A 24,567-nucleotide genomic window follows, 5' to 3' on the forward strand; every position below is an offset into this window, starting at 1 on the left:
CGTATCGAAGTGAAATAGCCGAAGATACATTTTCCATACAGATCTCCCAGACCAGAAATGTCATGTAAGTTGATTAGTTATCATTATGAGAAGAAAATCAATTTCTAGTGATAGTAATTTAAGATGGGCTATTCTAATCACAAATGATTAAGGGAAATTAATATCATCCTCGGAAAGCAGCAGTGTTTTGTATGCAGATACGAATTCGATGTCCGATTGGGTTATCTCAAGTTCACCTGAACGAACTAGTCCGAAAACGCTGTGCATAATCTTCTTGATGGGAATGAACCTAATATGAGCATTTCGATGGATCTCGTCAGTAAAACAACGCCACGAGAAAGAATCGCAAAGAAGCGCTAATTCGCCCTTGCTCAAGGAGCGTTCAAGCACATTGTTGTTGGCTGATTTCAATCTTATGGATTCAGGTTTCAGCTCCTTGAACAGCTCGTCGTATATCTCCACCGATGCGTCGCAGTCAAATATTCCCAAGGGCAGAGTCTTAAGGGACTCCCAGATAGGGTTTTCCGCGCCCTCAGGTAAGAGTCTGCCATGCACTACTATACCTATACGCCCTGAAGCAATAGGAAGAAAGCTGTGTGTAGAATCGAAATCAGGATAGATGTCAGGGGAGATGTCCGCGATCACAATACAATCGGGATCGGAGTCAAAATAACCAAGATCTGATAAACCGATCTCGATGATCTCGGCGTTACCGAGGTATCCACGATCAAGAAGTCGTGCACCTATCGAAACCATGCATGCATTTGTGAAAACGATTCTTCCAGAATAGTCACTCAAGATGTTTGCAAGAGTCGAGATGTCGTGAAGTTCAAGCATCGCCGCATCATACTCAGCGAGAATAAGTTTGGCATGCCTCATGAAGGCTTTTCCCTTGTCGGTAAGATGCGAGCCGTTTCTTCCTCGGTTGACCAATTTGCATCCGACTTCGCTCTCGAGAGCAGCCATAGCCCGACTGTAACCTTGTTGGCTGATATTAGCCAACTTCGCCGCTTCCGAAAATGATCGTACATCGTCGAGTGAAGCGAAATATCTCAAATGATCCATGCGCAAAGATTACACCTCTTCTCTTAGAGATATTAACACAACAACTTGTTGTAGAACGTTCCCAACACTGATTATTCCTGTCTTTGTATATCCCTTCTAGTCTTTAGAACAAGGCAATACTCAGGTGTGGATAGCCGCGGTCTAGACACATCAGTAGAAAGGAGAAATTGTGGAAGGAATGACGTTCGTCGAGCACAAAAAGCCTTTCCGATATCAGGAGGGCAACTTGACCGTAACTCGCGGTAGTGCTTGGTCAGCCCCCGGATGCCATCTCGGATGCGGTGTTCTCATGTATACCGATGCCGATGGCAAGTTGGTTAAAGTGGAGGGCGATCCTGAGAACCCCTTCAACCATGGGCGTCTTTGCGTGCGTTGTCTGGCTGTGCCTGATGCGGTCAACAATCTCGAGCGCATCCGAAAGCCGATGCGTCGTATGGGCGAGCGCGGCGAAGACAAATGGAAGGAAATGTCGTGGGATGAGGCATTCGATCTCATCGAAGAGAAATTCAAGTATTACAAGGAAAAGTACGGAGCTGAGTCTGTCACATTTTGGCAGGGAACCGGTCGTGATATCGCCGCATGGATCACACGACTTGCATGGTCATTCGGGAGCCCGAACCACGGTCCATCTCTGAACGGCCTTGCGTGCTATGCCCCTCGCGTGTATGGCTGTATCGCGCTTTCCGGCTCTTTCTGGGTGGGCGACTTCTCGCAACAGTTTGCCGATCGCTATGATAATCCCGAGTGGAAATGTCCCGATATCATTATGGTGTGGGGCAACAATCCGCTCGTAGCTAATTCCGATGGTGCCTATGGTCACTGGGTTACAGACTGCATGCGGCGTGGAAGCAAACTCATCACAGTGGACCCGAAGGTCACGTGGCTCGGCTCGCGTTCCGAAGTCATGTTGCAGATTCGCCCTGGCACCGATGCTGCTCTCGCACTGGCTATGGGTCATGTGATGATCGAAGAAGGAATCTACGATAAGGAGTTCGTGAATCTGTGGTGCTATGGCTTCGATGAGTATGCAGAAGTCGTCAAAGACTGGACTCCCGAGCGTGCAGCCGAAGTGTGTTGGACCGATGCTGATTCCATCCGTGAGGCAGCTCGCGTTTTCGCCAAGGCTGACGGTGCTTGCATCCAGTGGGGCGTGGCACTCGACCAGAAGGAAGAGGCTGTCACCGCATGTCAGGCAGTGGCTTCACTTCTGATGATTACGGGCAACATCGACAATCCTGGTGGTATGATCAAACCACCCGAGGTACTCATGTACCTGAATGGATGGGGATTCGATCTTATCTCAGAAGAACAGTATGCGAAAAGACTCGGTCCCGAGAAGTATAAGTTTTACAACGTGGGTGTTGTGGCTGCATCTGCCGAGTGCATGATTGAGGCCATGGAGACCGGAGAGCCCTATCCACTCAAGGCTGCATGGATCCAGACGACCAACCCGCTTACTTGCATGGGCGTCGATCCGCAACGCACGCTGGAGGCGTTCAAGAAACTTGAGTTCATCGTTGTTGTTGACCCGTTCAAGACACCAACGCTCATAGCGCTTGCGGACGTTGTTCTGCCGGTGGCTATGTTCCCTGAGCGCAACGGCATCCGCTGCGGTGATGGTGCTCAGCGCATTGAGACCATTAACAAAGCGATTGATGACCCAAGCCTCAAGTCCGACATGGAGATCAACCTAGAGCTCGGTCGTCGCTTGGCTCCGGATGCATGGCCTTGGGATAACGTGGAGGATATGTTCAGCGCTGTTTACGATTCGATCGGCATTACCTTTGAAGAAGCGCAGAAGCAAGCACCGGGATATATGCCCTTTGAGTATTATAAGTACAAGACAGGAAAACTTCGTCCTGACGGGCAGCCGGGATTCCCAACTCCGACAGGTCGGTTGGAGCTTTGGTCCAACATGATGCATTCCGTTGATCTGCCGCAGCTTCCTGTATTCGAGGAACCGGTTCCCGGTCCCGTGACTACACCGAATCTGTACGAGGAATTCCCGCTCGTGCTTACCACTGGAGCTCGTCGGTGGAATACGTTTCACGCAGAGAACCGCGAGAACAGGTATCTTCGTCGCATCCATCCTGAGCCCGCCGTTCAGATCAATCCTAAAGATGCTGAGAAGCTCGGTTTGAGCGAAGGCGAATGGGTATGGGTCGAAGGTCCCAAAGGGCTGTCCGGCGAGACCGGAAGGTGCAAGCGTGTTGTTGAGATTACACCGACCATTTTGGAAGGCGTGGTCAGCACCGACCATGCTTGGTGGCATCCGGAAGGCGACCCTGAGAAGCTCTACGACGTTTTTGATCTCAACGTCAACCAGCTCATGCCTTGGGGATGCGGACCTTCCGGTATGGGTGCAAATTATAAGTGCCTTCTATGCAAGATCTACAAAGTGGATGGAGGGGAATAACAATGGCGCGTCTTGGAATGCTTATCGATTACAACTGGTGCACCGGTTGCCATTCCTGTGAGGTGGCATGCCAGATGGAATACGGCTTTCCACCTGATCAGAGTGGTATAGCCGTGCATCAGGTTGGTCCTTGGAAGATAGCGGATAACGATTGGCAATATGACTATACGCCCACGTTGTCGAAACAATGTACATTGTGCGCATCGCGTCTTGCCGAAGGCAAGAAGGCAGCATGCGAACAGCATTGCCAAGCACAGTGTATCAAGATTGGGCCCGTGGAAGAACTTCTCGCTGTACTCGATACAGACGCTCAATCCCGTAAAGCACTACTTGTTATTTAATCTAGGATAATATCAATGTAACGAACGGAAAAATGCCGCGCATGCTCCTATGGGTTCTCGCGATGCAGAAGATACGTTAAAGCGGCTCTCGTTCCCAACTAGAGATGCGGTTGTCTGTGCCAAAGGGTTGATGTGATCTTTTGGCACTCTCGAAACCTATATCAAAACGTCGTTTTTAGCGTTTCTGCCAGATTGCAACGGATGATTCTGATTGCTCTCACAAAGTTTGCTAGCATGACAAGAATCAAGATAATCCCTATATAAGCTAGCAGCACGCCATAAGGGAACTGAACTAAAAAGTCCGAAAGGGGCTGCCGCCACACGTTGCTGCTGCCCGCCGGAAAGCTCGTGAGGAATGGCATCTAGGCGCGAAGCGATTCCCAGCGCAAAAAGAATGGTGCAGTATACAGGCAAGATATACAGTACCGCTAATATTCCTAGGAACCCTTTTCATAGCTCTAACCTGTCTAGCGATGAGGTAATACACAGTATCAATTTTGCAATTGTAAGCGCTTTGTTACAATTAAGTTCAAAGAGGTACTGAAGATATGCCGGTAGTTCCTTACGGACGAATATATGGAACGCCGCTTCAAAAGTTCTTTAGCGCCAAAACGATAACAGAGGAAGCTCCATGATTTATGAGATAACCGACAGTACCTTCAATCAAGAGGTGGCTGATAGCAATGTTCCCTGCGTAATTCTCTTTACTGCAGGCTGGTGTACCTTTTGCGGCGATATGGTTCCGCGTGTGGAAAACCTGTCAGATAAGTTCGACAACACCGTGAAATTCTGCATTGTGAACAGCGACGAGCAACGTGCCCTACGCATCGCCTTTGCCGTAGCTGCCGTTCCTTACATTGTGCTTATCTACAAAGGCATGAAGATTCCGCTTTTCGATGAGATAGTCACTGAAAAAAGACTGGAAGAGCGCATCATATGTGTTCTAAACGGCGGCGAGACTCCAACTGCCACGCCACTAAAACGGCTTTAAGCTAGCATTACTTTATGGAAAGATACTTTAATTATCCAATTATAGCTAGACCCCTGAGACAACTTAATGATTGAGTTTTTGAAACGTTGACGATTGTTCCGATTAATCATTGCCGGTCTTTCACAAAAGAGAGAATAGTAGTGTCAACTAAATTGGGGTAAGTTCAAGTCCACAAGTGGTAAATGGGGAGGCAATGGGGTGCCGCTTCCAACACGAAGACTGCATCGACCGCCACAGACACGACTTCGAGATCGTCGTGGATGGCGTGTCCTATTCCTCAATGGCTGATCTGGTTTGCGGACTCATTAAGTCAGAATGCGTTGATTCCGGTGAAAATCGGGGAGTCTCTTATTCCTAAATTATGTCAACGAAATGATATAATAGTTGAGTTCAATAAATTATGTCAACACATTGAGAATTATGGTGATTCGGATGATAGGCCGCCCAACATATATAGAGAAACTGCAACGCTGGAAGGATAGAGATGTCATCAAGGTTGTGACTGGCGTGCGCAGATGCGGGAAGTCAACGCTGCTAAAGCTCTTCGCTGACGAGCTCAGAGCCGAAGGCGTGAAGCGGGACCACGTCATCACATTGAACCTTGAGCAACTGGAAAACGAGAGCTTGCTTGACTACCATGCACTACACGATGAGGTGCTTAGCCGAGTGAATGACGACCAGATGCATTACGTCTTCATAGACGAGGTTCAAAACGTACCCGATTTCCAGAAAGCAGTCGATAGCCTCTATACCAGAGAAAACATAGACCTGTACATCACTGGCTCCAACGCGATGATGCTCGAAGGCACGCTTGCCACTCTGCTTTCCGGTCGCTATGTAGAGATCAGCATGTTACCGCTGTCCTTCTCGGAGTATGTTTCCACCAATACATCAGGCGAATCCTTGAGGCGCTTGTACAGCCGATACATCTCGCAGGGTTCATTCCCTGCCACGGTCGATTTCGCGCAGGACTCACTGGCTCTTCATGACTATCTGGAAGGCATCCTCAATACGGTGCTGTTCAAGGACGTGGCGCAGCGCTTGAATATTGCCAACACGCTTGGGCTCGGTTCCCTCGTCGATTTCATGTTCGACAACGTCGGCAACCTCACATCAGTGAAGGGCATAGCCGATGCGCTTGCATCGAATGGAACCAAGGTATCTCGCAACACCATCGACGAATATCTGTCAGCGCTGGTCAATAGCTTCATAATCTACTCAGCGAAATGCTTCGACCTTCGTGGAAAGCGACTGCTGAAACAGCAGCAGAAGTTCTATGCGATTGATATGGGGATGCGGCGGATGATCCTATCCAATCAAGTTCGCGATACAGGGCGTATCCTTGAGAACATCGTGTTCCTAGAGCTGAAGCGAAGATTCAAGTCGGTGCAGGTGGGGCGCATCGGGGATTTGGAAGTCGATTTTGTGGTTGAGGGCGATAGCGGGCGCGCATATTTCCAAGTAGCTGAGAGCATCTCAAGCGAGAAGGTGTTGGAACGCGAGCTTGCTCCTTTCAGGAAGATCGAGGATAACCACCCGAAGCTTCTGCTTACCCTAGATGATGTAGACCCGGTAAACCACGAAGGCATCATGCAGATGAATGTCCTCGAATGGATGATGAGGTAAGTCTACATTTCCTTTCCTAGCCCTTGGGTTGCAGTTCGAATCGCAATCAAGGACACGTTCTCAACTAAGTCCGTCGGTCAGAAGGTCGGCGGGCTTTTGTGAGCACCTCTGATTCCGTGATATAATTTTTTCAATATTCCAGCGGAGCCTTTGGCAAGCAACGCTTCGAGTAAGGTTAGGTGAATGAAGAACTAGCGATGCCCTTTTTGGGCGCCCAATTTACGACCTTTCTGTTTCATGGTCGCGCTTTGAAGGTGCCGCATCGCTGTGCGTTCTTAATCTATACAACCGCCAATCGTATGCCTGACCCTTGCGCGGCCTCCTATCAAAGGAGTGCTGCTATGCACCTGAATCTCTCCCATATAAGTTATACATATCCAGGTGCCAGTTTTCCGGCGCTCGACAGCATCAATGCCGTTTTCCCTCAAGGCTGGACTGGCATAATCGGCGATAATGGCTGCGGCAAGACCACACTTGCTCTCATTGCGGCACAACAGATTGCACCCATCTCGGGGTCTATCACGCCGTCGCTCTATGCGTCCTATTGCTCTCAAGATGCTAGCGTGACTCCATCGAATCTGTATGAGCTTGCAGACAACTGGAGTCACGAAGGGCGACACTTTCGGGAGCTTTTGAGCATTGACGAGGAATGGTTCTGGCGCTACGAGACGCTTTCTGGCGGTCAACAACGACGCATACAGATTGCGTGCGCATTGTTCTCTGCACCGGATGTTCTGGTGATGGATGAACCCACCAACGATCTTGACAGTGAGACTAGAACTATCATTAAGGAAGCTCTCGCTTCTTTTAAGGGAATTGGTCTTCTCATATCTCATGATCGCGACCTGCTCGATAGTCTTGTCTCGCAGAGCCTCATCTTTGATGACAGACAAGTAATTATGCGTCATGGAGGCTATACCAAAGCAACTGACCAAGCGGCAAATGACCGTATGTCGACGCTTAGGAGACGTGAAAAGGCTAAACGCGAGGTGAAGAGAATTGAAGTTGAGGCACAGCGCCGCCGACAAGAGGCTTCGCGACAAAAAGCCAAGCGCAGCGGTCGTGGTCTGGGCAATAAGGACAATGACGCGCGAGAACGTATCGGGCGTGCCATCATATCGGGAAAAGATGGCGTGGCAGGAAAACTCTCATCCAATATGGATCGAAGGCTTGCAAGAGCAAACGAATCGCTAGCTGACATTTATGTTGGTAAGCGCTATGAGCATCGTCTTGGGGACTGGGGGACCGTTGCTCGATCTAGTATTGTGTCGCATGTTGTGTCAACTACGCTGCAAGCTGGCGATTTTTCTGTCTATGTCCCTGAGCTTTGGATAGATTCGACTGATCATGTAACGCTCTCCGGTCGAAACGGAACGGGAAAGAGTCTCGTTGTGCACTACATTGTGAAATCAACCTCTCCCAACATCAAAGTTGCCTATATCCCACAAGGAATAGGTAAAGAAGAACGCGAACGTGCTCTCAAAATGCTTAGAAACTGCACTCCAGATAAACGCGGTCGTATTTTGTCTGTTGTGGCGCATCTCAATTCTGACCCTGAGCGATTACTCGATGGCAGCGAGGTCAGTCCTGGCGAACTGCGCAAACTATTGTTAGCTGAGCAGCTTATTAATGATCCCAATTTTCTCGTGCTCGATGAGCCAACCAATCATCTGGACATTGGATCCATTGAAGCCCTCCAAAACTTGCTCGTTCAGTTTCCGGGTGCAGTTCTGCTTGTTTCGCATGATGCCGCCCTGCTGGATGCCGTATCCGAAATAGAATGGAGTATGACGGGTTCAGAAAGCCGTTGGCAACTGGAGATATATTGAATCTTCGACTGTCATTATAACTCTCAGACAACGTGCAATGTTGCGTTTTAACCACAATACAATAGGAGTAATCGAATCGCAATCAAGGCACATAGGCGTCGCTTGCGATGTTTTGCTGAAAAAAATAGAGGCTTTTAAGGGGGTTGGAGTATAATAACTTCACATTGCGGGCGTGGTTCAATGGTAGAACTCGAGCTTCCCAAGCTCGCTACGCGGGTTCGATTCCCGTCGCCCGCTCCACAAGATCAATGTTAGCGTCGTCAATTCTTGGCGACGCTTGGAGAAATCCTCAATATCAAAAACCGATTTCTTTGGCTTTGCTGCAGCATGAATGATAGTGTTAAAGAAAAGAAGGAATAAACGCGCTGCTACCATATTGTTAGATAAAATCTAGTAATTGGTATATCCGCAAAGAATAAGTTTGGATGTGAATGGGTGAATCGTAAGAACGCTAATACAGAAAATCAAGAACAAGGTCCTAAGTCTGATACGGTTAACGGTCGGCGCATCGTTTTTGTATAAGACATGTCTTTGTGGGCTCGGTATTCGCACACCATGAATAAAACAACAAAAACCAGCATATGGTCTGTGCCTTATGTAATTTTATTGCTGGCAAACTTTTTTCAATCTACAGCTGCTTTTATGACTATGGCAACCTTGCCACTTTATGCAACGGTGCTTGGGGCTTCGGCTGCTATGGTAGGCGTGGTATCCAGTTCTTTTGCTCTATCATCGTTGTTGATTAGACCTATTGCAGGTCCGGCATTTGATAGTTTTTCAAGGCGACGAATGCTTATACTTTCTCAGGTAATTATTACTATTTGCATGTTTTTGTATGGTTTTGTCCAATCGTTAGAAGTACTCGTTGTTGTCAGGTTGTTCCATGGCATAGGGGTTGGATGCTCAGGTCCATTAGCTATGTCAATGCTTACCGAATACTTACCTAAAGATAAATTTGCAAGTGGGGTAAGTATTTATACCTTGGCACAATCTTTTGCTCAGGTTATTGGTCCTGCAGCTGGTTTAACGCTTATAGATTTAATAGGCTTTACGTGGTCGTATATATTGGCAGCTCTTTCAGTTTTAATTGCTATTATTGGGGTTATTTTTCTTAAAGAACCCTCTTATCAAAAACTGCCATATAAATTACGCTTTGATCGTATGTTTGCGCCTCAGGTAATTAGCAAGGCTATTGCATTAATGTGCATTTCAACTTCATTTGCATGTATGGGCTCCTATATAGTTCTTTACGGTCTTGAACGAGGAATTGAGAACCTTGGTTTTTACTTTATTGTTTATTCTTTTGGTTTAGTTATTACGCGACCAATTTATGGCAATCTGGCTGATAAATATGGAACTCCAAGGTTTGTTGCGGTCGGTGTCTTGTTCTTTTTAGCATCTTATATAGCGTTATCAGTAGCTACGGGTGTTTCGGGGTTTGTCATAGCTGCAATTCTCGGTGCGTTTGGTTTTGGCTGTTGTGCTCCACTTTTGCAATCGTTTGCTTTAGCTTCGGTATCGGCATCGCATCGCGGAGCTGCAAGCAATACCATGTTCACTGGTCTTGATCTAGGATCTCTTATAGGTCCGGTTATAGGTGGCTTTATTGTTGAAGGCATTTATGGACAAACGGGCAACATGGCTCTTGCTTACAGCAATCTATGGCTTTATATGCTTATCCCTGCACTGGGAACATTAATTCTTTCAATACGTTGGGCGTTTCATAAGTAGGCGTGCATCGCCTTCACAGACCGGACCCAATATATCCTGCAGATTGCAAGACAGACTTGCTTGCTTTTCGCTATAATTTGCTTGCGCTAATAATGCTTGTTTGCCGTAGTGCAGCGGCGGCAAGTCAAAATATTGTTGCACCGGGTATATCGAAGTAGCGCACGATATATCGCCTCTTAGCAAAGGAGTGTGCAACATGGGCGTGGTCAAAGCCGTTTGCACAAGCAATGTAAAAGGTATCCAAAAATCTGAAGTTCCTACAATAGAATTACGCGATAATTGGGGCGTTGAGGGCGACGCGCATGCGGGTTTGTGGCATAGGCAGGTAAGCCTTTTAAGTTTTGAGAAAATTGAAGAATTCAAAGCTCGGGGTGCCGATGTAGTGAATGGCTCATTCGGAGAAAACATTATTGTTGAGGGCTTTGACTTAAAGAATCTACCTATTGGAACGCGCTTTCGTTCGGGAGATGTTGTTCTTGAACTTACGCAAATTGGCAAACAATGCCATGCTCACTGTGCTATTTATCACAAAATGGGGGACTGCATTATGCCTCGTGAAGGGGTGTTTTGCAAAGTTATTCACGGTGGTGAAATTGCCGTTGGTGCTCAGATTGACATCGTGTAGCTTCGTATTAATTGTTTGTGACTGCAGTCAAGCTTTGTGGCTGCAGTCAAATTACTAAGCCTTTTCTACACACTGATTTTACAAATTCTTTGCAATTGCCTTACTTATGCCTGATTTTCTCCTGCGAATATGAACATCGTTTTTATTTGACTGTATTGAGCGGTTAAACAAGCTGTTCAATCGAAAGGAGAAACAGTGGTGAATAAAAAAGCGGGAGTGCTAGCTGTTGTTTGTACAACTTTTGCGCTAGCTTTTGGTGCGATAGCGCTAAGTGGATGCGGTCCGCAGCAGGCTTCAGAGGGCAGCAGTAACGGCGAATCTGCATCCTCGAATACAGACGAGCTAATTTCGGTGTATTCTCGCGAAGATGGATCGGGCACGCGTGGTGCTTTCATCGAACTGTTCGGAATTGAGCAGAAAGACGATAGCGGCAAAAAAGTTGACATGACTACAGACACCGCAGCTATTACGAATTCCACCTCAGTTATGATGACTTCGGTAGCAGGTGATCCAGCTGGTATAGGTTACATATCGCTAGGTTCACTAAACGACACGGTTAAGGCTTTGAACATAGACGGCGTTGAAGCTACAACTGAAAATGTCAAAAACGGAAGCTATGCTATATCACGTCCATTCAATATCGTGACTGGTGCTTCTCTTAGCGAAGCAGCGCAGGATTTTGTTAAATTCATTATGAGCGCCGATGGTCAGAAAGTCGTTTCCGAAAACGATTTCATCTCTGTAGACGACGCTGCAGCTGCTTATTCCCCAAGTGGTCTTAGCGGCAAGGTTGTTGTGGCGGGCTCATCTTCCGTAACTCCAGTTATGGAAAAGCTGGCAGAGGCTTACAAAGCACTTAACCCAGATATGGTTGTTGAAGTGCAGCAATCAGATTCTACGACTGGTGTAAACATGGCAGTCGAGGGTACGTGCGATATCGGAATGGCATCGCGTGAACTCAAAGATTCCGAAACTGCCGCTGGCGTAAGCTCAACAGCTATAGCGCTAGATGGAATCGCAGTTATCGTTGCACCTGAGTCTTCTGTGACTAATCTCACGGCGGATCAAGTGATGCGCATCTACACTGGAGAAATTCTCTCTTGGAGCGAGGTCGCCTAAATGCGTCCCGCGTCTGTTAAGGAGGCCGCAGCAAAAATTATGTTTGCTGCGGCTGCCACCATCTCAATTCTTGCTGTGGCTTTAATTTGTGTGTTTTTGTTTGCTAACGGTGTGCCTGCTATAGCCGAAATTGGACTGCCTGAATTTCTGCTGGGTACAACATGGAAGCCTAACTCGGGAATGTACGGCATTTTCCCTATGATAGTTGGCTCTATTTATGTTACGGCGGGAGCAATTATTATAGGTGTGCCAGCTGGTGTTGCCTGTGCTATATTCCTTTCTCGTTTTGCAAGTGGTAAGGTGGCTTCAGTTTTGGTGCCCGGCATAGAACTGCTAGCAGGTATTCCAAGTGTTGTTTACGGTTTCTTCGGTCTAATGCTGGTCGTTCCTTTCATTCGAAACACAATGCCCTCTCGCGGTCTTTCGCTTTTGGCGGCGGCATTCATTTTGGGAATCATGATTCTTCCAACAATTATTACCGTGTCAAAAAGCGCGCTAGATGCTGTGCCATCGAAATACTACGAGGGTGCACTTGCCTTAGGCGCAACACACGAGCGCTCGGTGTTCCGGGTTCTTGTTCCTGCGGCTGTATCTGGAATTATGGCTGCTATCGTGCTTGGTGTAGGGCGTGCAATTGGTGAAACTATGGCTGTGGTTATGGTCGCGGGCAATCAGCCTATTATACCCACATCCATATTTGAAGGTGTTCGTACTATGACTTCAAATATTGTGCTGGAAATGGGCTATGCTGCCGATTTACATCGCGGCGCACTTATTGCAACCGGCGTTGTTCTATTTGTTTTCATAATGCTTATTACCGCACTCTTCAATGCGATTAAGAAGAATGAGGTATCTCGATGATGGGAAAAAATGATACACCGCTTGAATTGTCGGCGGTAGGCGCAACTGGCGCAGCTGGCGCAAATGCGGTGGGAAATATGCCACCAATTTCAAAATACGACAACGTGTCGCCGCGCCATAATATGTCTGTGCGAATTGCGTCATTAGTTATGCGTGGTGTTGTTTATTTAGGAGCTATTGTTGCTACAGCGGTACTCCTGCTTATAGTTGGCTACATTCTAATAAACGGAGTGCCCTACATAACACCTAGCTTATTTGAATGGGAATACACTTCTGAAAATGTATCGCTTATGCCCGCGCTTATTGATACGGTGCTTATGGCTGCATGTTCCCTAATTATTGCAGTACCTATTGGTGTTGGAAGTGCAGTTTACCTTGTGGAATATGCTCCGCGTGGGTCGCGTTTTGTTCGCATTGTACGTATAACAACGGAAACACTTCAGGGAATTCCTTCGATCATATATGGTCTGTTTGGAATGCTCTTCTTTGTGACTGCACTACATTGGGGATTATCGCTGCTTTCGGGTGCATGCACATTGGCAATTATGATTCTACCTACAATTATGCGCACTACTGAAGAGGCGCTTTTAGCGGTACCTGATTCATATCGTGAAGGCGGTTTCGGTTTGGGCGCGGGGCGTTTGCGCACGGTGATGCGCTGCGTTATGCCCTCGGCGGCTCCCGGAATTACAAGTGGAATTATTTTGGCGCTTGGTCGATGTGTTGGGGAAGTGGCGGCACTGTTATTTACAGCTGGAACCATAGCGCAAATACCTAATTTTGTTGGGCAGGGTGCGTTTGCGTTCCTAGATTCTTGCAGAACACTTGCGGTGCATATGTATGTACTTGCAAGCGAGGGTCTTCATATGAACGAAACTTACGCTACGGCTGTTGTACTTCTTGTGGTAGTAACAGTTCTCAACTTAGCCGCAAATGTTGCTATAAAGAAATTGAGAAAGGACTAGATAATATGAACGACAATGGTGCTGCTGTGCTTCCGTCTAAAACAGAACCGAGCCGCACTGAACTAGACAGCCTAGTTAGTTTGGAAATTGAGCAAGAACTTGACAGTGCGTTCTCTAAAATGGAAGTAAACAACCTTAATCTGTACTATGGTGAATTTCATGCGCTTAAAGATGTTTCGCTTTCATTCCCTAAAAACGAAGTAACGGCGCTTATTGGACCGTCTGGTTGCGGTAAATCTACCTTATTAAAGACGCTTAACCGTATGAACGATCTTGTGGTGGGTTGTCGTGTAGATGGAAAAATTACACTTGACGGAGAAGACGCCTATCGCGATATTTCTGTTAACGATCTGCGTCGGCGTGTCGGTATGGTATTTCAACAGCCGAACCCATTTCCAATGAGCGTGTACGACAATATTGCGTTTGGACCACGAACTCATGGCATAAAAAAGCATGCCGACTTAGATGAGATAGTAGAACAGAGTTTGAGACGTGCTGCTATTTGGGACGAATTGAAGGATCGTCTTAAAAAGAGTGCGCTTGGGCTTTCCGGCGGTCAGCAGCAGCGTCTATGTATTGCGCGTGCTTTGGCAGTACAGCCTGAGGTGCTGTTGCTAGACGAATCGACCAGTGCGCTTGACCCTATTTCGACTGCAAAAATTGAGGAATTGGTAAGCGAATTAAAGAATGACTATACGGTAATTATGGTTACTCATAATATGATGCAAGCACTTCGCGTGTCCGACAAAACGGCATTTTTCCTATTGGGAGACATGGTGGAATTCGGGAATACCGACGAGCTGTTTACAAACCCCGTTGACCCGCGTACTGCTGATTACGTTTCGGGGCGCTTCGGATAGAGCAAGATGCCTTTTGGCATGCTTGGAGGTGTCTTTTATTGCATTTCGTATGTTTTGAGTAGTGTTGTTTTGCATAAACCTTACAATGGCAGTACGCACTATTGCGCTGCTGTGGTTTTACAATAAAGATGTGGATCGATATGCGACGCGTTAGGAGTTTTCTTTAGCATGCTCTACTACGTTGAAGATGACGAGCATATCCGCGATCTTGCCATCTACGCACTGCGTCAGGCGGGCTTTGAAACAATCGGGTTTGCTCACGCTAATGATTTCTTTAAAGAATGTTCAGTGGCTTTGCCTGATGCAGTGTTGTTAGATATTATGTTGCCAGATATAGATGGTCTTGAAATACTGCGCCGTTTGCGCGAAGATACGCGCACTCATTCCATTCCTGTCATGATGCTGACTGCGAAGGGTACAGAGATAGATACTGTATCCGGTTTAGACGCTGGCGCTGATGATTATCTAGCTAAGCCGTTTGGGATGATGGAATTAGTGTCGCGTGTGCGTGCGCTTTTAAGGCGTGCAAGTTCTTCTAGTGCAGCTAATATAAACATTATGTCGAACGCTGGCATAGAGCTTGACCTGTCTGCTCATACTGTCAAAGTCTGCGAAACTCCTGTGCAACTTACTCTTAAAGAATTTGAACTGTTGCATGCGCTTATGGCGAATGTTGGCAATGTGCTAAGCAGGGTGCAGCTTCTTGAGCGCGTTTGGGGTACTTCTTTTATGGGCAGTTCGCGTACTGTGGACGTGCATATTCAGACGCTGCGTCAGAAATTAGGAGCAGTTTGCAGCGACGCGGAAAATAGCATAGAAACTGTGCGCGGCGTGGGGTACCGCATGAGGCGTGAAGGCGATTCATCGTGAGCCAGCGTCGTCTTTCATCAACAGTAAATTCGCTTTTGCTGGCATTTACGCTTTCGGTTGTGCTGGCTTTAACTCTAGTTTTTACAGCTCTTTATTATTTTATATTTGAGGGCTTTGAAGAGTCGCGTCTTGAAAAACTTGCGCAAAACATTGCTAGCGAGATGAATGTCATAGATGAAAGTGAACGCTTGGCTTTGATGGATGCACAGGTGTCAGCTGATCTTCGCTATACACTTATTGACGAAAACGGCGAGGTTGTTTTTGATAGCGCACAGAGTCAGCTTAACAATGGTGAGTATATCCTTAAAGAACTAGACAACCATTCAAATCGTCCAGAATTTCAGGGTGCTGTACGTGAGGGTACAGCTTATGTAATTCGTTATTCGGACACACTTAAAAAAGATATGCTTTACGCTGCGGTTCGTTTAGATGACGGTGCAATTGTCCGTTTGGCGGAGCCGCGCGAGTCTCTTATTGCTTTTGCTGCAAGGTTTGTTGTGCCAATAGTGATAGTTATTCTTGTTGTAGCTGTATTGGTTGTTGTTTTCTCAAAATTGCTTACAAAAAGAATTATGCGACCTTTAGATAATATGGATGTAACTGAACCTTTGAAAGGCGAGGGGTATAGCGAAATGAGTCCGCTTCTTGCAAGAATAGATGATCAGCGATTGATGTTGGAGCGTCAAAATGAAGATCTTGCGCGCGCTGACAGCATGCGTCGCGATTTTTCCGCGAATGTGTCGCATGAACTAAAAACTCCTCTACAAGTAATTGTGGGTTATACAGAGTTGATGGAAGGCGGTCTTGTAAGCCAAGAAGATATTCCGAAATTTTCGCGCATTATTCACGAAGAAGCAGAGAATATGCGTAGCCTTATTGATGATGTGCTTACTTTGTCGCGCTTGGATAGCGGTTCAATTTCTGCGTCAAATTTGAAGGATGTTGATCTATTTATTTTGGCAAAACAGGTGGCTGATAGGCTTGCTCCAATAGCCAACAAAAAAGATGTCGATATTCGCGTTAGTGGTGAATCGGTATTTATTGAAGGTGACGAATCGCTGCTTGACGAGATGATGTCAAATCTAATTACAAATGCAATTCGCTATAACGTTGATAATGGATATGTTGATGTGATAGTGGGCGAGCGTGTTCAACCCGCAAAAGAGGCTGTCGTAGTTGTAAGAGATGCAGGTATTGGCATGCCAGAAGACGAACTAACCAAGATATTCGAGAGGTTTTATCGTATAGATAAAAGCCGCTCGAAAGAAACAGGGGGAACAGGACTTGGGCTTGCTATTGTAAAACATGCTGCACTTAGCCATAACGGGCAAGTGCAGGTGGAAAGCAAGCTAGGTCAAGGATCCACCTTCACTGTAACTATACCAATAAAATAAAAAGCAGCTTTTCTTTTTTAGCTGGCGGCTAGTCCTGCTGCCTTCATATACGATTCTAGATCGTCTTCCCATGTTGGCAATTCTGCCCCAAACATCTCTAGCATCAAGCTCTCTAATACTACATTCTCGGCAGTTTTTGGGTCGGCTTCGGGTACTAGTATGCTTTCTGGGTTATAGCCGGCTAACTCTAGTACTTTTGCTGCAAAATCGTATCGGCTAGCCTGACCGCGCGATGCAATATGGAATGTGCCCGTTCCACCACGTTCTAGGACTTTAATCATAAATTTGACATAGGTATCAACGCTTGTTGGGGCAGCAAATTGATCGGTGCGCGCCGGGCATTTTGCGCCTGCTTCTGCGGCATCTAAAACTTCTCTTAGGCGACCACCGCTTGTATGGTATAGCCAAGACGAGCGAATAATTATATGGTCTGATGTTATGTTTCTTACCATCATTTCGCCGGCGCGTTTAGATTTACCATAAGGTGTGTTTGGATGCGGATTATCGAATTCGTTTACGGGCTCATCTAGTTTGGAGGAATAAACATCGTCGGAGGAAACTTGTATGATGGTTGCCCCTACAGTATTGGCGGCTAGTGCAACATTGCGCGCACCGATGGCATTTACTTCGTAGGCTTTTACCCGGTTAGATAAACTGGTAGCATCGCGTCTAATTCCCGCGCAGTTTATTACGGCACGGGGTTGAATTTCCTCTGCAAACGCTTCTAAACGTTCGCTTTCGCATACTGAAAGTTCTGCATCAGTTCCCACAACTGTGAATCCTGCATTTTCTAGGCATGTGCATATCGCATTACCAATAAAACCTTTATTTCCAGTTACCCAAATTATGTTGGTATCGTTTATAAGCTCACTCATAAGTTTCCTCCGTGCCTTGTGTGCTCGGCTTATTAAGAGTTGTCAGTAACGGTTTCATCCAATTCCAAGTCATTCGATTTAGGTAGTGCATCTGTATTGCTAATTTCATCGGATAATGCAGAAGTGCTGTGATGCTTTTTAGACAGTATATATTGAACCGTACACATACCAACTATGATTACCAAACCGGCAATATCTGATACTGTGCCCGGAATCATCATACCCAGTCCGCCAATAGCTAATATGATGCGGAAAACTGGGTTTAAATGATGCTGGAATAGGGTATTGGTAAGTGCGCATTGCAATCCAAATACGCCGACAAGTGCCGTGCCTGTGTTAAGAAGAACTGCAGGCAAGGTTACATTGTCGCCCACAAGCAACAATATTGGGCTGAATGCAAAGATGTAAGGCACCACAAATTTTGCTATACCTAGTTTTGTAGCGTTAACCGCTGTTGCCATCGGGCGCGACTTCGCAATGGCGCTTGCGGCATATGCTGCCAGCGCTACTGGTGGCGTAATGTCTGCTGCAATTCCAAAGTAGAATACGAAGAAATGCGCACATATTGGGTCTATTCCGAGTTGAATTAAGATTGGTGCGCAAGTAGATGCCATAATGCAGTAATTTGCTGTGGTTGGTACACCCATTCCAAGAATCAAACAGCAAATCATAGTGAATATTAAGCCAATAATAATGAAGTCGCCCGCCATCAAAACTATAACGTTAATTATGGTTGAAGCTAGACCGGTTACTGTGATGCATCCGGCAATCATGCCAGCCATAGCGCAGGCAACTGCAACAGCAATTGTGTTTTTTGCTCCGGCAGAGAAAGCGTCAACAACCATTAATGCAGCAATTTTTACAGTTTCCATGAATACAGCGCCGAAACTTTCGCCTTCTGCGCGCTCACGCCAGCTGTTAAGCAAGAAGTTTATAAAACCTATTATGAATGCGCCGGCAATTGAGATAGCTGCGCTTGCCGCCATGGTGCGAGTACCAGAGGCTACAAGCCATACCAGAAGGACAAGAGGCAAAATTAGATAGCAGTTCTTAAGCAGGTAGGGAATAGTGGGAAGTTCACTTTTAGGGGTTCCTTTTAGACCTAGTTTCTTCGCTTCAAGATGTACTGCAATAAATATGCCGGCAAAATATAGCAAGGCAGGGATAATAGCTTTTGTTGCAACTTCAATGTAGGGGATGCCTATATATTCTGCCATTAGAAACGCAGCTGCACCCATGATGGGGGGCATGATTTGTCCGCCAGACGACGAGGCTGCTTCAACTGCGCCGGCAAATTCCGGCTTATAGCCAGTTTTTTTCATCATAGGAATAGTTACAGATCCTGTGGTTACGGTGTTTCCCACCGATGAACCGGAAACCATTCCGCATAAAGCCGATGCTATAACAGATACCTTAGCAGCACCACCGCTTGACCAGCCCGCAATGCGATTTGCTAGCGAGATAAAGAAATTCGCAATTCCTGTACGCTCTAGGAATGCGCCAAATATAACAAACAATACTATATAGGTATAGCAAACATTAATCGGCGTGCCGATAACACCCGATGTTGTATAGAACAGTTTTTGAACAACTTTGCGCAGCGAATTGTAGAAATCGGCGTTACTAGACGATGTCATCTGCCAGTAGAATGCGTATATAACAAGACACGCTACAACTATTATGATCGGAAGCCCCACGCAGCGCCGGCATAATTCTGCCAGTACAAGAATCCCAATTATACCCAGCGCTACATGAATAGGTTCAATGCGTGCTCCCATAAGTAGTATCTCGGTACAATTCATAGCGAAATACATAAATGCCCCGAAGCCTGCAAGCATTAACACTATGTCGTACCAAGGAATGTGATTTACGCGGTGATTGGTTTTACGTGCAGGATAAATCATAAATCCTATAACGATAATGAACGCCAAAAAACGAGCTAGACGCGCCTCGGCTTGTTCTGTAGATAACAGCGTCATACATATGCAATATACCGAGAATAGCACTAGGAAAGCTGTAACCACAATCTTTGGTACACCTTCCCAAATGCGCGTATTCGATTCTTTATCGTATTTGCGCATAACCTCGTCAGTGTCAATCGTGCCGTCTTTTACAACAGCTGGATCAAGTTCGGCGATTATGTCGTTAGTATCAGAATCCTTTTTCTTCTTGAAAAGAGCCATCCGCACGCCTCCTTTTCGTTAAATCTTTAAGCCTCGCGTAAACTCGTACGCTAAATTTGCCAGTTCTATTAGAAGTATCAGCAAAATGGAATCCTATTAGTTTTATGTTGATACTGCTTATAGAACTAAGTTGAGGGGTCGCGACTTAAATCGCGACCCCTCTTGTTCTCTAAAAGAGAGGTAATTATGAGTATTCAAGCAATTATATGGCTTAGCTTGCTACTGTAACACCCTGCTCTGAGAAGTATTTTGCAGCACCCGGATGATAAGGTACGGTGCTTATTGAAGCAGCATCTTCTAAAACAAGTTCTTTATACTTAGCATGTGCATCTGCATTGTTTTCAGCACCGTCAAAGATTGACTTCACGAAACCATAAACTGCATCTTCAGAAATAGAGTTGTTAGCAATAACAACAGCGCCAACTGAAACAGTTGTTACGTCGCCCTCTAGACCATAAGTGTCAGCCGGAATGACTGCCTTTGCATAATAGGGAGAAGCTTCGAGCAGTTTTGCTACATGCTCATCATCCATAGAAACCAGATATGCGGTCTTTGTGGTAGATAGGTCGGTAATAGCGGTTGTAGGTGCGCCTGCAACGATAAATGCTGCGTCAATCTTGTTGTCTTTCAGAGAATCGGTGGAATCGGCGAAGCTCTGATACACAGGAGAGATGTCATCAAGTGTTAAATCGTAAGCTGAAAGCACGTCTACTGCATTGAAATACACACCAGAACCTGCTGCGCCTACAGAAACAGTTTTGCCAGCAAGGTCGGCAACTGTCTTAATGTTCGGGTCGCAAGTTACAATCTGGACCTGTTCTTGATAAAGGTCAGCCACTATTGAGAAATCTTTGTATGCGGCATTTTCGAAAAGATTAGTGCCCTCATAAGCATATGCTAAAACGTCTGACTGGCAGAATGCAATATCGGCATCTCCGTCTTCAAGAGCTTGTACATTAGCTTGGCTGCCGTTGCCCGATAGTGCTGTAACAGCAACGCCATAATCGCCATTGGTTGCATACTGTGCAAGTACATTGCCGTATGCGTAATAAGTTCCCGACTCACCGCCGGTAACAAAACGCAGGTTAGATGATTCGCTGGCAGGCGCATCTGAACTTGCTGCGCTGCTAGAACCGGCAGAACCGCCAGAACAACCAGCAAGACCTAGAGCTAGCGCGCCAGCAACCACGGCCACTGAAAGCGCACGAAGTTTTTTCTTCATACTTGTTTCTCCTTTTCCCTCGTTAAGCACAAGTGGTCTGAAACGTGTGTTTCTAAACTAGAACTAGAAACCATGTTCTATTCACGCTGTATTTTAGCCGTAAAAGTTTGTTATTTTGTCGACATAACAAAGATGTAACAATATTTTTCGGTAGGATTACGAAAAAACATGGTTGCACATGTAGCGAACAACAAGCAGGAGGGCTAATGTCACTAGAGTCGTGGGATTGGTTTTTGCGGCTGGTCGAGAAAGGCACATTTACTCGGGCGGCAGAAGAATTGCAAATTCCGCAGCAGACGCTTTCAGCGCGTTTGGCTTCGTTGGAAAACGAGCTTGGGGGCAAACTCATAGATAGAACTACTCCGCTTACTCTTACTAGAGCAGGCGAGGCTTTTATATCTTATGCGCGTGAACAAGAGGCGTCGCGTTTGCGGATGTTGCGCCAAGTAAGCGAAGTAACTATTGGTGGTTTTGGCGAATTGAAGATTGGCATATCGAATATGCGCGGAAGGGTTTTGATGCCCCACATTGTAAAGCAGTTTCATCGAAGCATGCCCGGTGTGCGTATCAAATTGATAGAGGGCACCAATGAAGAACTTGTGCATTTAGCCGAGCGAAGCGAAGCTGACATAGTAGTGGCTAGTTTTGGGAATGTGCATCCCGGGGTGGCGGTGCGTCCTTTATATAAAGAAGAGATAGTTTTGATACTGGACCCACAACTTTTGGAATCTATTGTTGGCATGGAAGCTGAAAAAGCAATTACAGCCGTTGAAGAAAACGGTTTAAGTCTTCTTGACAATTGCCCGTTTCTTCTTGAAACCATCGATGACATTTCGGGAAGTATTGCGCGGGTCGAATTGCAGAAGGCTGGTATAAAGCCAAAAGGACTTGTAGAGTCGGAGAATATGATGACTCTTCTGGCAATGTGTGAAGCCGGGCTTGGCGGAGTGTTTTGTCCTACAAACATGCTAGATGCTACAGCGGATTTAACCGGTGGGCTTGCGCGAATTCATCTATCCGATGAGGCGTGCTACGAGATAGGCATTGGCACGCCTGCATCGGCGCAGCCTTGGATTCCCGCTCAGATGTTTGAAGATGTTATAGGAGCATTATTTGCGGACACACACTAGGCTCTGTGGCGTTTTATATGGTCAAAACTGCCAAAGCCTTAGCGTTCAACAGGGCGAGAGCTATCCATTATCCAATTAATCCAGCTTCCTTCATAGCAATACACCTCTGTAAACCCTTTAGATTCCAGCAAATCGCATGCCTCGTGGGCAAGCCCTCCATCGTGGCAGTAGATAATAATTGGGTTGTCCTTTTTAATGCCTAGTGCTTCTACGCTTTTTTCAATTATGGCAGCAACATCGCCACCTTCTTCTTTTGCTGCCATTAGTGGTACAGATTTGGCATTTGGAATATGTCCGTTTTCATACATTTCAATTGGTCGCACATCTACTATATGTATCTTATCTAGGTTTTCTAATACATAATCTGCATTAACAATCTTACTTGCCATTTTTGCCTCCTTTTTATTCACCGAGTGCGCTTTGAAATGGTGTTTTAAGGTTTTAAATAAGGCTATTCTAGTGCGATTTTGTTTTCATAAGAAAACGGGGTGTCAACGTATTATTACGGTTTGATGAAACTGGCTTATAATCGCCTTATCTTTAGTGTTGGTTGCGCTTCAAATCGTCGTGCTACCTGCTATAATGACCCGACGGAGCAGCGCTGATTTTACAAAATGTAAGTGATGCGTATTTTCTGGCGTTACGTTTTATTTTGTTAAGTGCGCATGTTCTAAATCTATGTAAGCTCAACTTGAATCGGAGTTTGACTAATGGAGATTCGTGAACAGCTTGAAAAGATATTTGAAACAGCCATTGAAGCTGCTATGGCTGATGGTTCTATTTCGTTGGAAGATTCAGCGGCTACTCCTGAACCTGCGCTTGAACGTCCGCGCGACGAAGCTAATGGTGACTGGGCATCTACGGTGGCTATGCGCACGGCAAAGTTGGCGCATAAAAGTCCGCGCGATATAGCGCAGACTATAGTTGACCATTTGCCCGAAAACAATGTTATTGAATCGGTGGAAATAGCGGGTCCAGGGTTCATTAATATACGTTTGGCTGATGCGGTATTGCAAAATGTTGTGCATACGGTGCGACAGCTTGGCGAAGACTACGGGCGTGGTACCATTGCAGAAGGTCAGCGCAAGATAAATCTAGAGTACGTTTCGGCGAACCCTACTGGTCCTTTGCATGTAGGGCATGGTCGCTGGGGTGCATTAGGCGATGCTATGGCGCGAGTTATGCGTCACGCCGGTTACGATGTTTACGAAGAGTTCTACATCAACGACCACGGAACCCAAATGGACGTATTCGGGAATTCTGTATCTGTGCGATATATGCAGCTTCTAGGTCACGACGTAGAAATGCCAGAACAGTGTTATGGCGGCAGTTATGTTGCCGACATTGCACAAGAGATAATAGACCGCGATGGCAATAAGTATGAGGATATGTCTGAGCAAGAGCGCATGGAGGCATTTCGCGAAATAGCCTATCAAGAAATGCTTGACTTGCAGCATAAAGTGCTTGGTCGTTTGGGTACTACTTTTGATTGCTGGTTTAGTGAGCGCAGCTTATATGTTGAAGACGAAAATGGTGAAAGTGCAGTATCTCGTAGTCTTAAAGCTATGGAAGACAAGGGCTATGTAAAAGAAGAACAGGGTGCCATTTGGTTTCGTTCCTCAGCGCTGGGGGATGAAAAAGATCGCGTTATGATAAAAGCCAATGGCGAGATGACTTATTTTATGAGCGATGTTGCTTATCACTACGATAAGAAAATGCGCGGTTTTGATCATCTTATAAACATTTGGGGCGCCGATCATCATGGTTATGTGAAGCGTTGTGAATGCATGTTAGAGGCTTGGGGCTGGCCGGGCAATTTAGAGATAGTCTTAGGTCAGCTGGTGAATTTATATCGAGATGGCGAAGCTGTGCGCATGAGCAAGCGCACAGGCGAGATGGTTACGCTCGAAGAGCTAATAGATGAAGTGGGTGTAGATGCTACGCGTTATCTCATGCTTTCTCGTTCGAGCGATCAGCCTATCGACTTCGATATTGAGCAAGCCAAGAAAAAAGATTCATCTAATCCTGTTTACTATGTTCAGTATGCACATGCGCGCATTTGTTCCATAATTCGTAAGGCTTACGAAGCGGCGGGGCAGGGCAGCACAGATGGCAAGTCTATTGCGCAATTGGCTGAAATTGTTGCACCAGATGGCTGCGATTTGTCAATGCTAACGCACAATACAGAGCTTGCATTAATGCGCAAAATGGCTGACTTTGGGAATTTGATAGCTTTGGCAGCGCGCGATCGTGAACCGTTCCGACTAACACACTATGCGCAAGATTTAGCATCGCTGTTCCATAGCTTCTATACCGAGTGTAAAGTGCTAACCGATAATGTAGAACTAACAAAGGCGCGTTTGGCGTTATGTGATGCAACTCGCATAATGTTGGCTCTTACGCTTAGCCTGCTTGGAGTAAGCGCTCCCGAGAAGATGTAGAAAATGCTTGCATAGATAGCAGC

At 46.2% G+C, this 24,567-nt stretch carries 21 protein-coding genes and 1 tRNA gene; 16 read left to right on the plus strand and 6 right to left on the minus strand.

Annotated features, from left to right (window positions below; genetic code table 11):
- Positions 1-147: 147 nt before the first annotated feature.
- A complete protein-coding gene (locus tag G7Y46_RS00470) occupies positions 148-1,065 on the minus strand; it encodes a LysR family transcriptional regulator (RefSeq protein ID WP_165251633.1) in 918 nt (305 codons plus the stop codon).
- A gap of 178 nt (positions 1,066-1,243) precedes the next feature.
- Here G7Y46_RS00470 and G7Y46_RS00475 point away from each other — a divergent pair, with 178 nt between their 5' ends.
- Both G7Y46_RS00475 and G7Y46_RS00480 read left to right on the plus strand, forming a co-directional pair.
- Entirely contained in the window at positions 1,244-3,481 is a 2,238-nt protein-coding gene (locus G7Y46_RS00475; RefSeq protein WP_165251840.1) for a molybdopterin-dependent oxidoreductase, read from the plus strand.
- 2 nt (positions 3,482-3,483) lie between these two features.
- Complete coding sequence (locus tag G7Y46_RS00480; RefSeq protein WP_165251635.1) at positions 3,484-3,822, plus strand: oxidoreductase; 339 nt, start codon at positions 3,484-3,486, stop codon at positions 3,820-3,822.
- A 156-nt stretch (positions 3,823-3,978) separates the two neighbouring features.
- Here G7Y46_RS00480 and G7Y46_RS00485 read toward each other — a convergent pair whose 3' ends face one another.
- Positions 3,979-4,236, minus strand: coding sequence for a hypothetical protein (locus G7Y46_RS00485; RefSeq protein ID WP_165251637.1), 258 nt, complete (start codon positions 4,234-4,236; stop codon positions 3,979-3,981).
- Positions 4,237-4,453: 217 nt separating this feature from the next.
- On the opposite strand from G7Y46_RS00485, the gene G7Y46_RS00490 reads away from it, so the two are divergent.
- From G7Y46_RS00490 to G7Y46_RS00545, 12 genes are all read left to right on the plus strand, one after another.
- Positions 4,454-4,813: a thioredoxin domain-containing protein gene (locus tag G7Y46_RS00490; protein WP_165060823.1), complete on the plus strand. Its 360-nt coding sequence runs from the start codon at positions 4,454-4,456 to the stop codon at positions 4,811-4,813.
- Between the two features lie 432 nt (positions 4,814-5,245).
- Entirely contained in the window at positions 5,246-6,439 is a 1,194-nt protein-coding gene (locus G7Y46_RS00495; protein ID WP_165251639.1) for an ATP-binding protein, read from the plus strand.
- A 341-nt stretch (positions 6,440-6,780) separates the two neighbouring features.
- On the plus strand, positions 6,781-8,268 hold the full coding sequence (locus G7Y46_RS00500; protein ID WP_165251641.1) for an ATP-binding cassette domain-containing protein: 1,488 nt from the start codon (positions 6,781-6,783) through the stop codon (positions 8,266-8,268).
- Between the two features lie 166 nt (positions 8,269-8,434).
- Positions 8,435-8,508: transfer RNA gene (locus G7Y46_RS00505), tRNA-Gly, on the plus strand.
- A 315-nt stretch (positions 8,509-8,823) separates the two neighbouring features.
- Positions 8,824-9,999, plus strand: coding sequence for an MFS transporter (locus G7Y46_RS00510; RefSeq protein WP_165251643.1), 1,176 nt, complete (start codon positions 8,824-8,826; stop codon positions 9,997-9,999).
- A 196-nt stretch (positions 10,000-10,195) separates the two neighbouring features.
- Positions 10,196-10,624 (plus strand): MOSC domain-containing protein, encoded by a 429-nt coding sequence (locus G7Y46_RS00515; protein WP_165251645.1) that lies wholly within the window; start codon positions 10,196-10,198, stop codon positions 10,622-10,624.
- 195 nt (positions 10,625-10,819) lie between these two features.
- Positions 10,820-11,743 carry a substrate-binding domain-containing protein gene (locus G7Y46_RS00520; protein ID WP_241156985.1) on the plus strand — a complete coding sequence of 308 codons (924 nt, stop codon included), beginning with the start codon at positions 10,820-10,822 and terminating at the stop codon, positions 11,741-11,743.
- Complete coding sequence (pstC, locus tag G7Y46_RS00525) at positions 11,744-12,604, plus strand: phosphate ABC transporter permease subunit PstC (RefSeq protein WP_165060808.1); 861 nt, start codon at positions 11,744-11,746, stop codon at positions 12,602-12,604.
- On the plus strand, positions 12,601-13,569 hold the full coding sequence (pstA, locus tag G7Y46_RS00530; RefSeq protein WP_241156986.1) for a phosphate ABC transporter permease PstA: 969 nt from the start codon (positions 12,601-12,603) through the stop codon (positions 13,567-13,569). The genes pstC and pstA overlap by 4 nt, the downstream gene beginning before the upstream one ends.
- Positions 13,570-13,688: 119 nt before the next feature.
- Positions 13,689-14,429, plus strand: a complete 741-nt coding sequence (gene pstB, locus G7Y46_RS00535) for a phosphate ABC transporter ATP-binding protein PstB (RefSeq protein WP_241155964.1) — start codon at positions 13,689-13,691, stop codon at positions 14,427-14,429.
- 168 nt (positions 14,430-14,597) lie between these two features.
- Positions 14,598-15,299, plus strand: coding sequence for a response regulator transcription factor (locus tag G7Y46_RS00540; RefSeq protein WP_165251647.1), 702 nt, complete (start codon positions 14,598-14,600; stop codon positions 15,297-15,299).
- Positions 15,296-16,693 carry an ATP-binding protein gene (locus G7Y46_RS00545; RefSeq protein ID WP_241156987.1) on the plus strand — a complete coding sequence of 466 codons (1,398 nt, stop codon included), beginning with the start codon at positions 15,296-15,298 and terminating at the stop codon, positions 16,691-16,693. Before G7Y46_RS00540 ends, G7Y46_RS00545 begins: the two co-directional genes overlap by 4 nt.
- 17 nt (positions 16,694-16,710) lie before the next feature.
- Here G7Y46_RS00545 and G7Y46_RS00550 read toward each other — a convergent pair whose 3' ends face one another.
- The 3 genes from G7Y46_RS00550 to G7Y46_RS00560 all read right to left on the minus strand — a co-directional run bounded on the left by G7Y46_RS00550 (position 16,711) and on the right by G7Y46_RS00560 (position 20,973).
- A complete protein-coding gene (locus G7Y46_RS00550) occupies positions 16,711-17,568 on the minus strand; it encodes an NAD(P)-dependent oxidoreductase (protein WP_165251649.1) in 858 nt (285 codons plus the stop codon).
- Positions 17,569-17,600: 32 nt separating this feature from the next.
- Positions 17,601-19,751 (minus strand): TRAP transporter fused permease subunit, encoded by a 2,151-nt coding sequence (locus tag G7Y46_RS00555; RefSeq protein WP_165251651.1) that lies wholly within the window; start codon positions 19,749-19,751, stop codon positions 17,601-17,603.
- 211 nt (positions 19,752-19,962) lie between these two features.
- The gene (locus G7Y46_RS00560; protein ID WP_165060788.1) at positions 19,963-20,973 is read right to left on the minus strand and encodes a TAXI family TRAP transporter solute-binding subunit; all 1,011 of its coding nucleotides are present in this window, start codon (positions 20,971-20,973) and stop codon (positions 19,963-19,965) included.
- Positions 20,974-21,179: 206 nt separating this feature from the next.
- On the opposite strand from G7Y46_RS00560, the gene G7Y46_RS00565 reads away from it, so the two are divergent.
- On the plus strand, positions 21,180-22,103 hold the full coding sequence (locus tag G7Y46_RS00565; protein WP_165251653.1) for a LysR family transcriptional regulator: 924 nt from the start codon (positions 21,180-21,182) through the stop codon (positions 22,101-22,103).
- Between the two features lie 38 nt (positions 22,104-22,141).
- Here G7Y46_RS00565 and G7Y46_RS00570 read toward each other — a convergent pair whose 3' ends face one another.
- On the minus strand, positions 22,142-22,492 hold the full coding sequence (locus G7Y46_RS00570; RefSeq protein ID WP_165060766.1) for a rhodanese-like domain-containing protein: 351 nt from the start codon (positions 22,490-22,492) through the stop codon (positions 22,142-22,144).
- Between the two features lie 321 nt (positions 22,493-22,813).
- Between G7Y46_RS00570 and argS the strand changes: the two genes are divergently transcribed.
- Positions 22,814-24,544 (plus strand): arginine--tRNA ligase, encoded by a 1,731-nt coding sequence (gene argS, locus G7Y46_RS00575; RefSeq protein ID WP_165251655.1) that lies wholly within the window; start codon positions 22,814-22,816, stop codon positions 24,542-24,544.
- Positions 24,545-24,567: the final 23 nt, after the last annotated feature.

The sequence above is a fragment of the Adlercreutzia sp. ZJ304 genome (assembly GCF_011039075.1).
GTDB lineage: Bacteria > Actinomycetota > Coriobacteriia > Coriobacteriales > Eggerthellaceae > Adlercreutzia_A.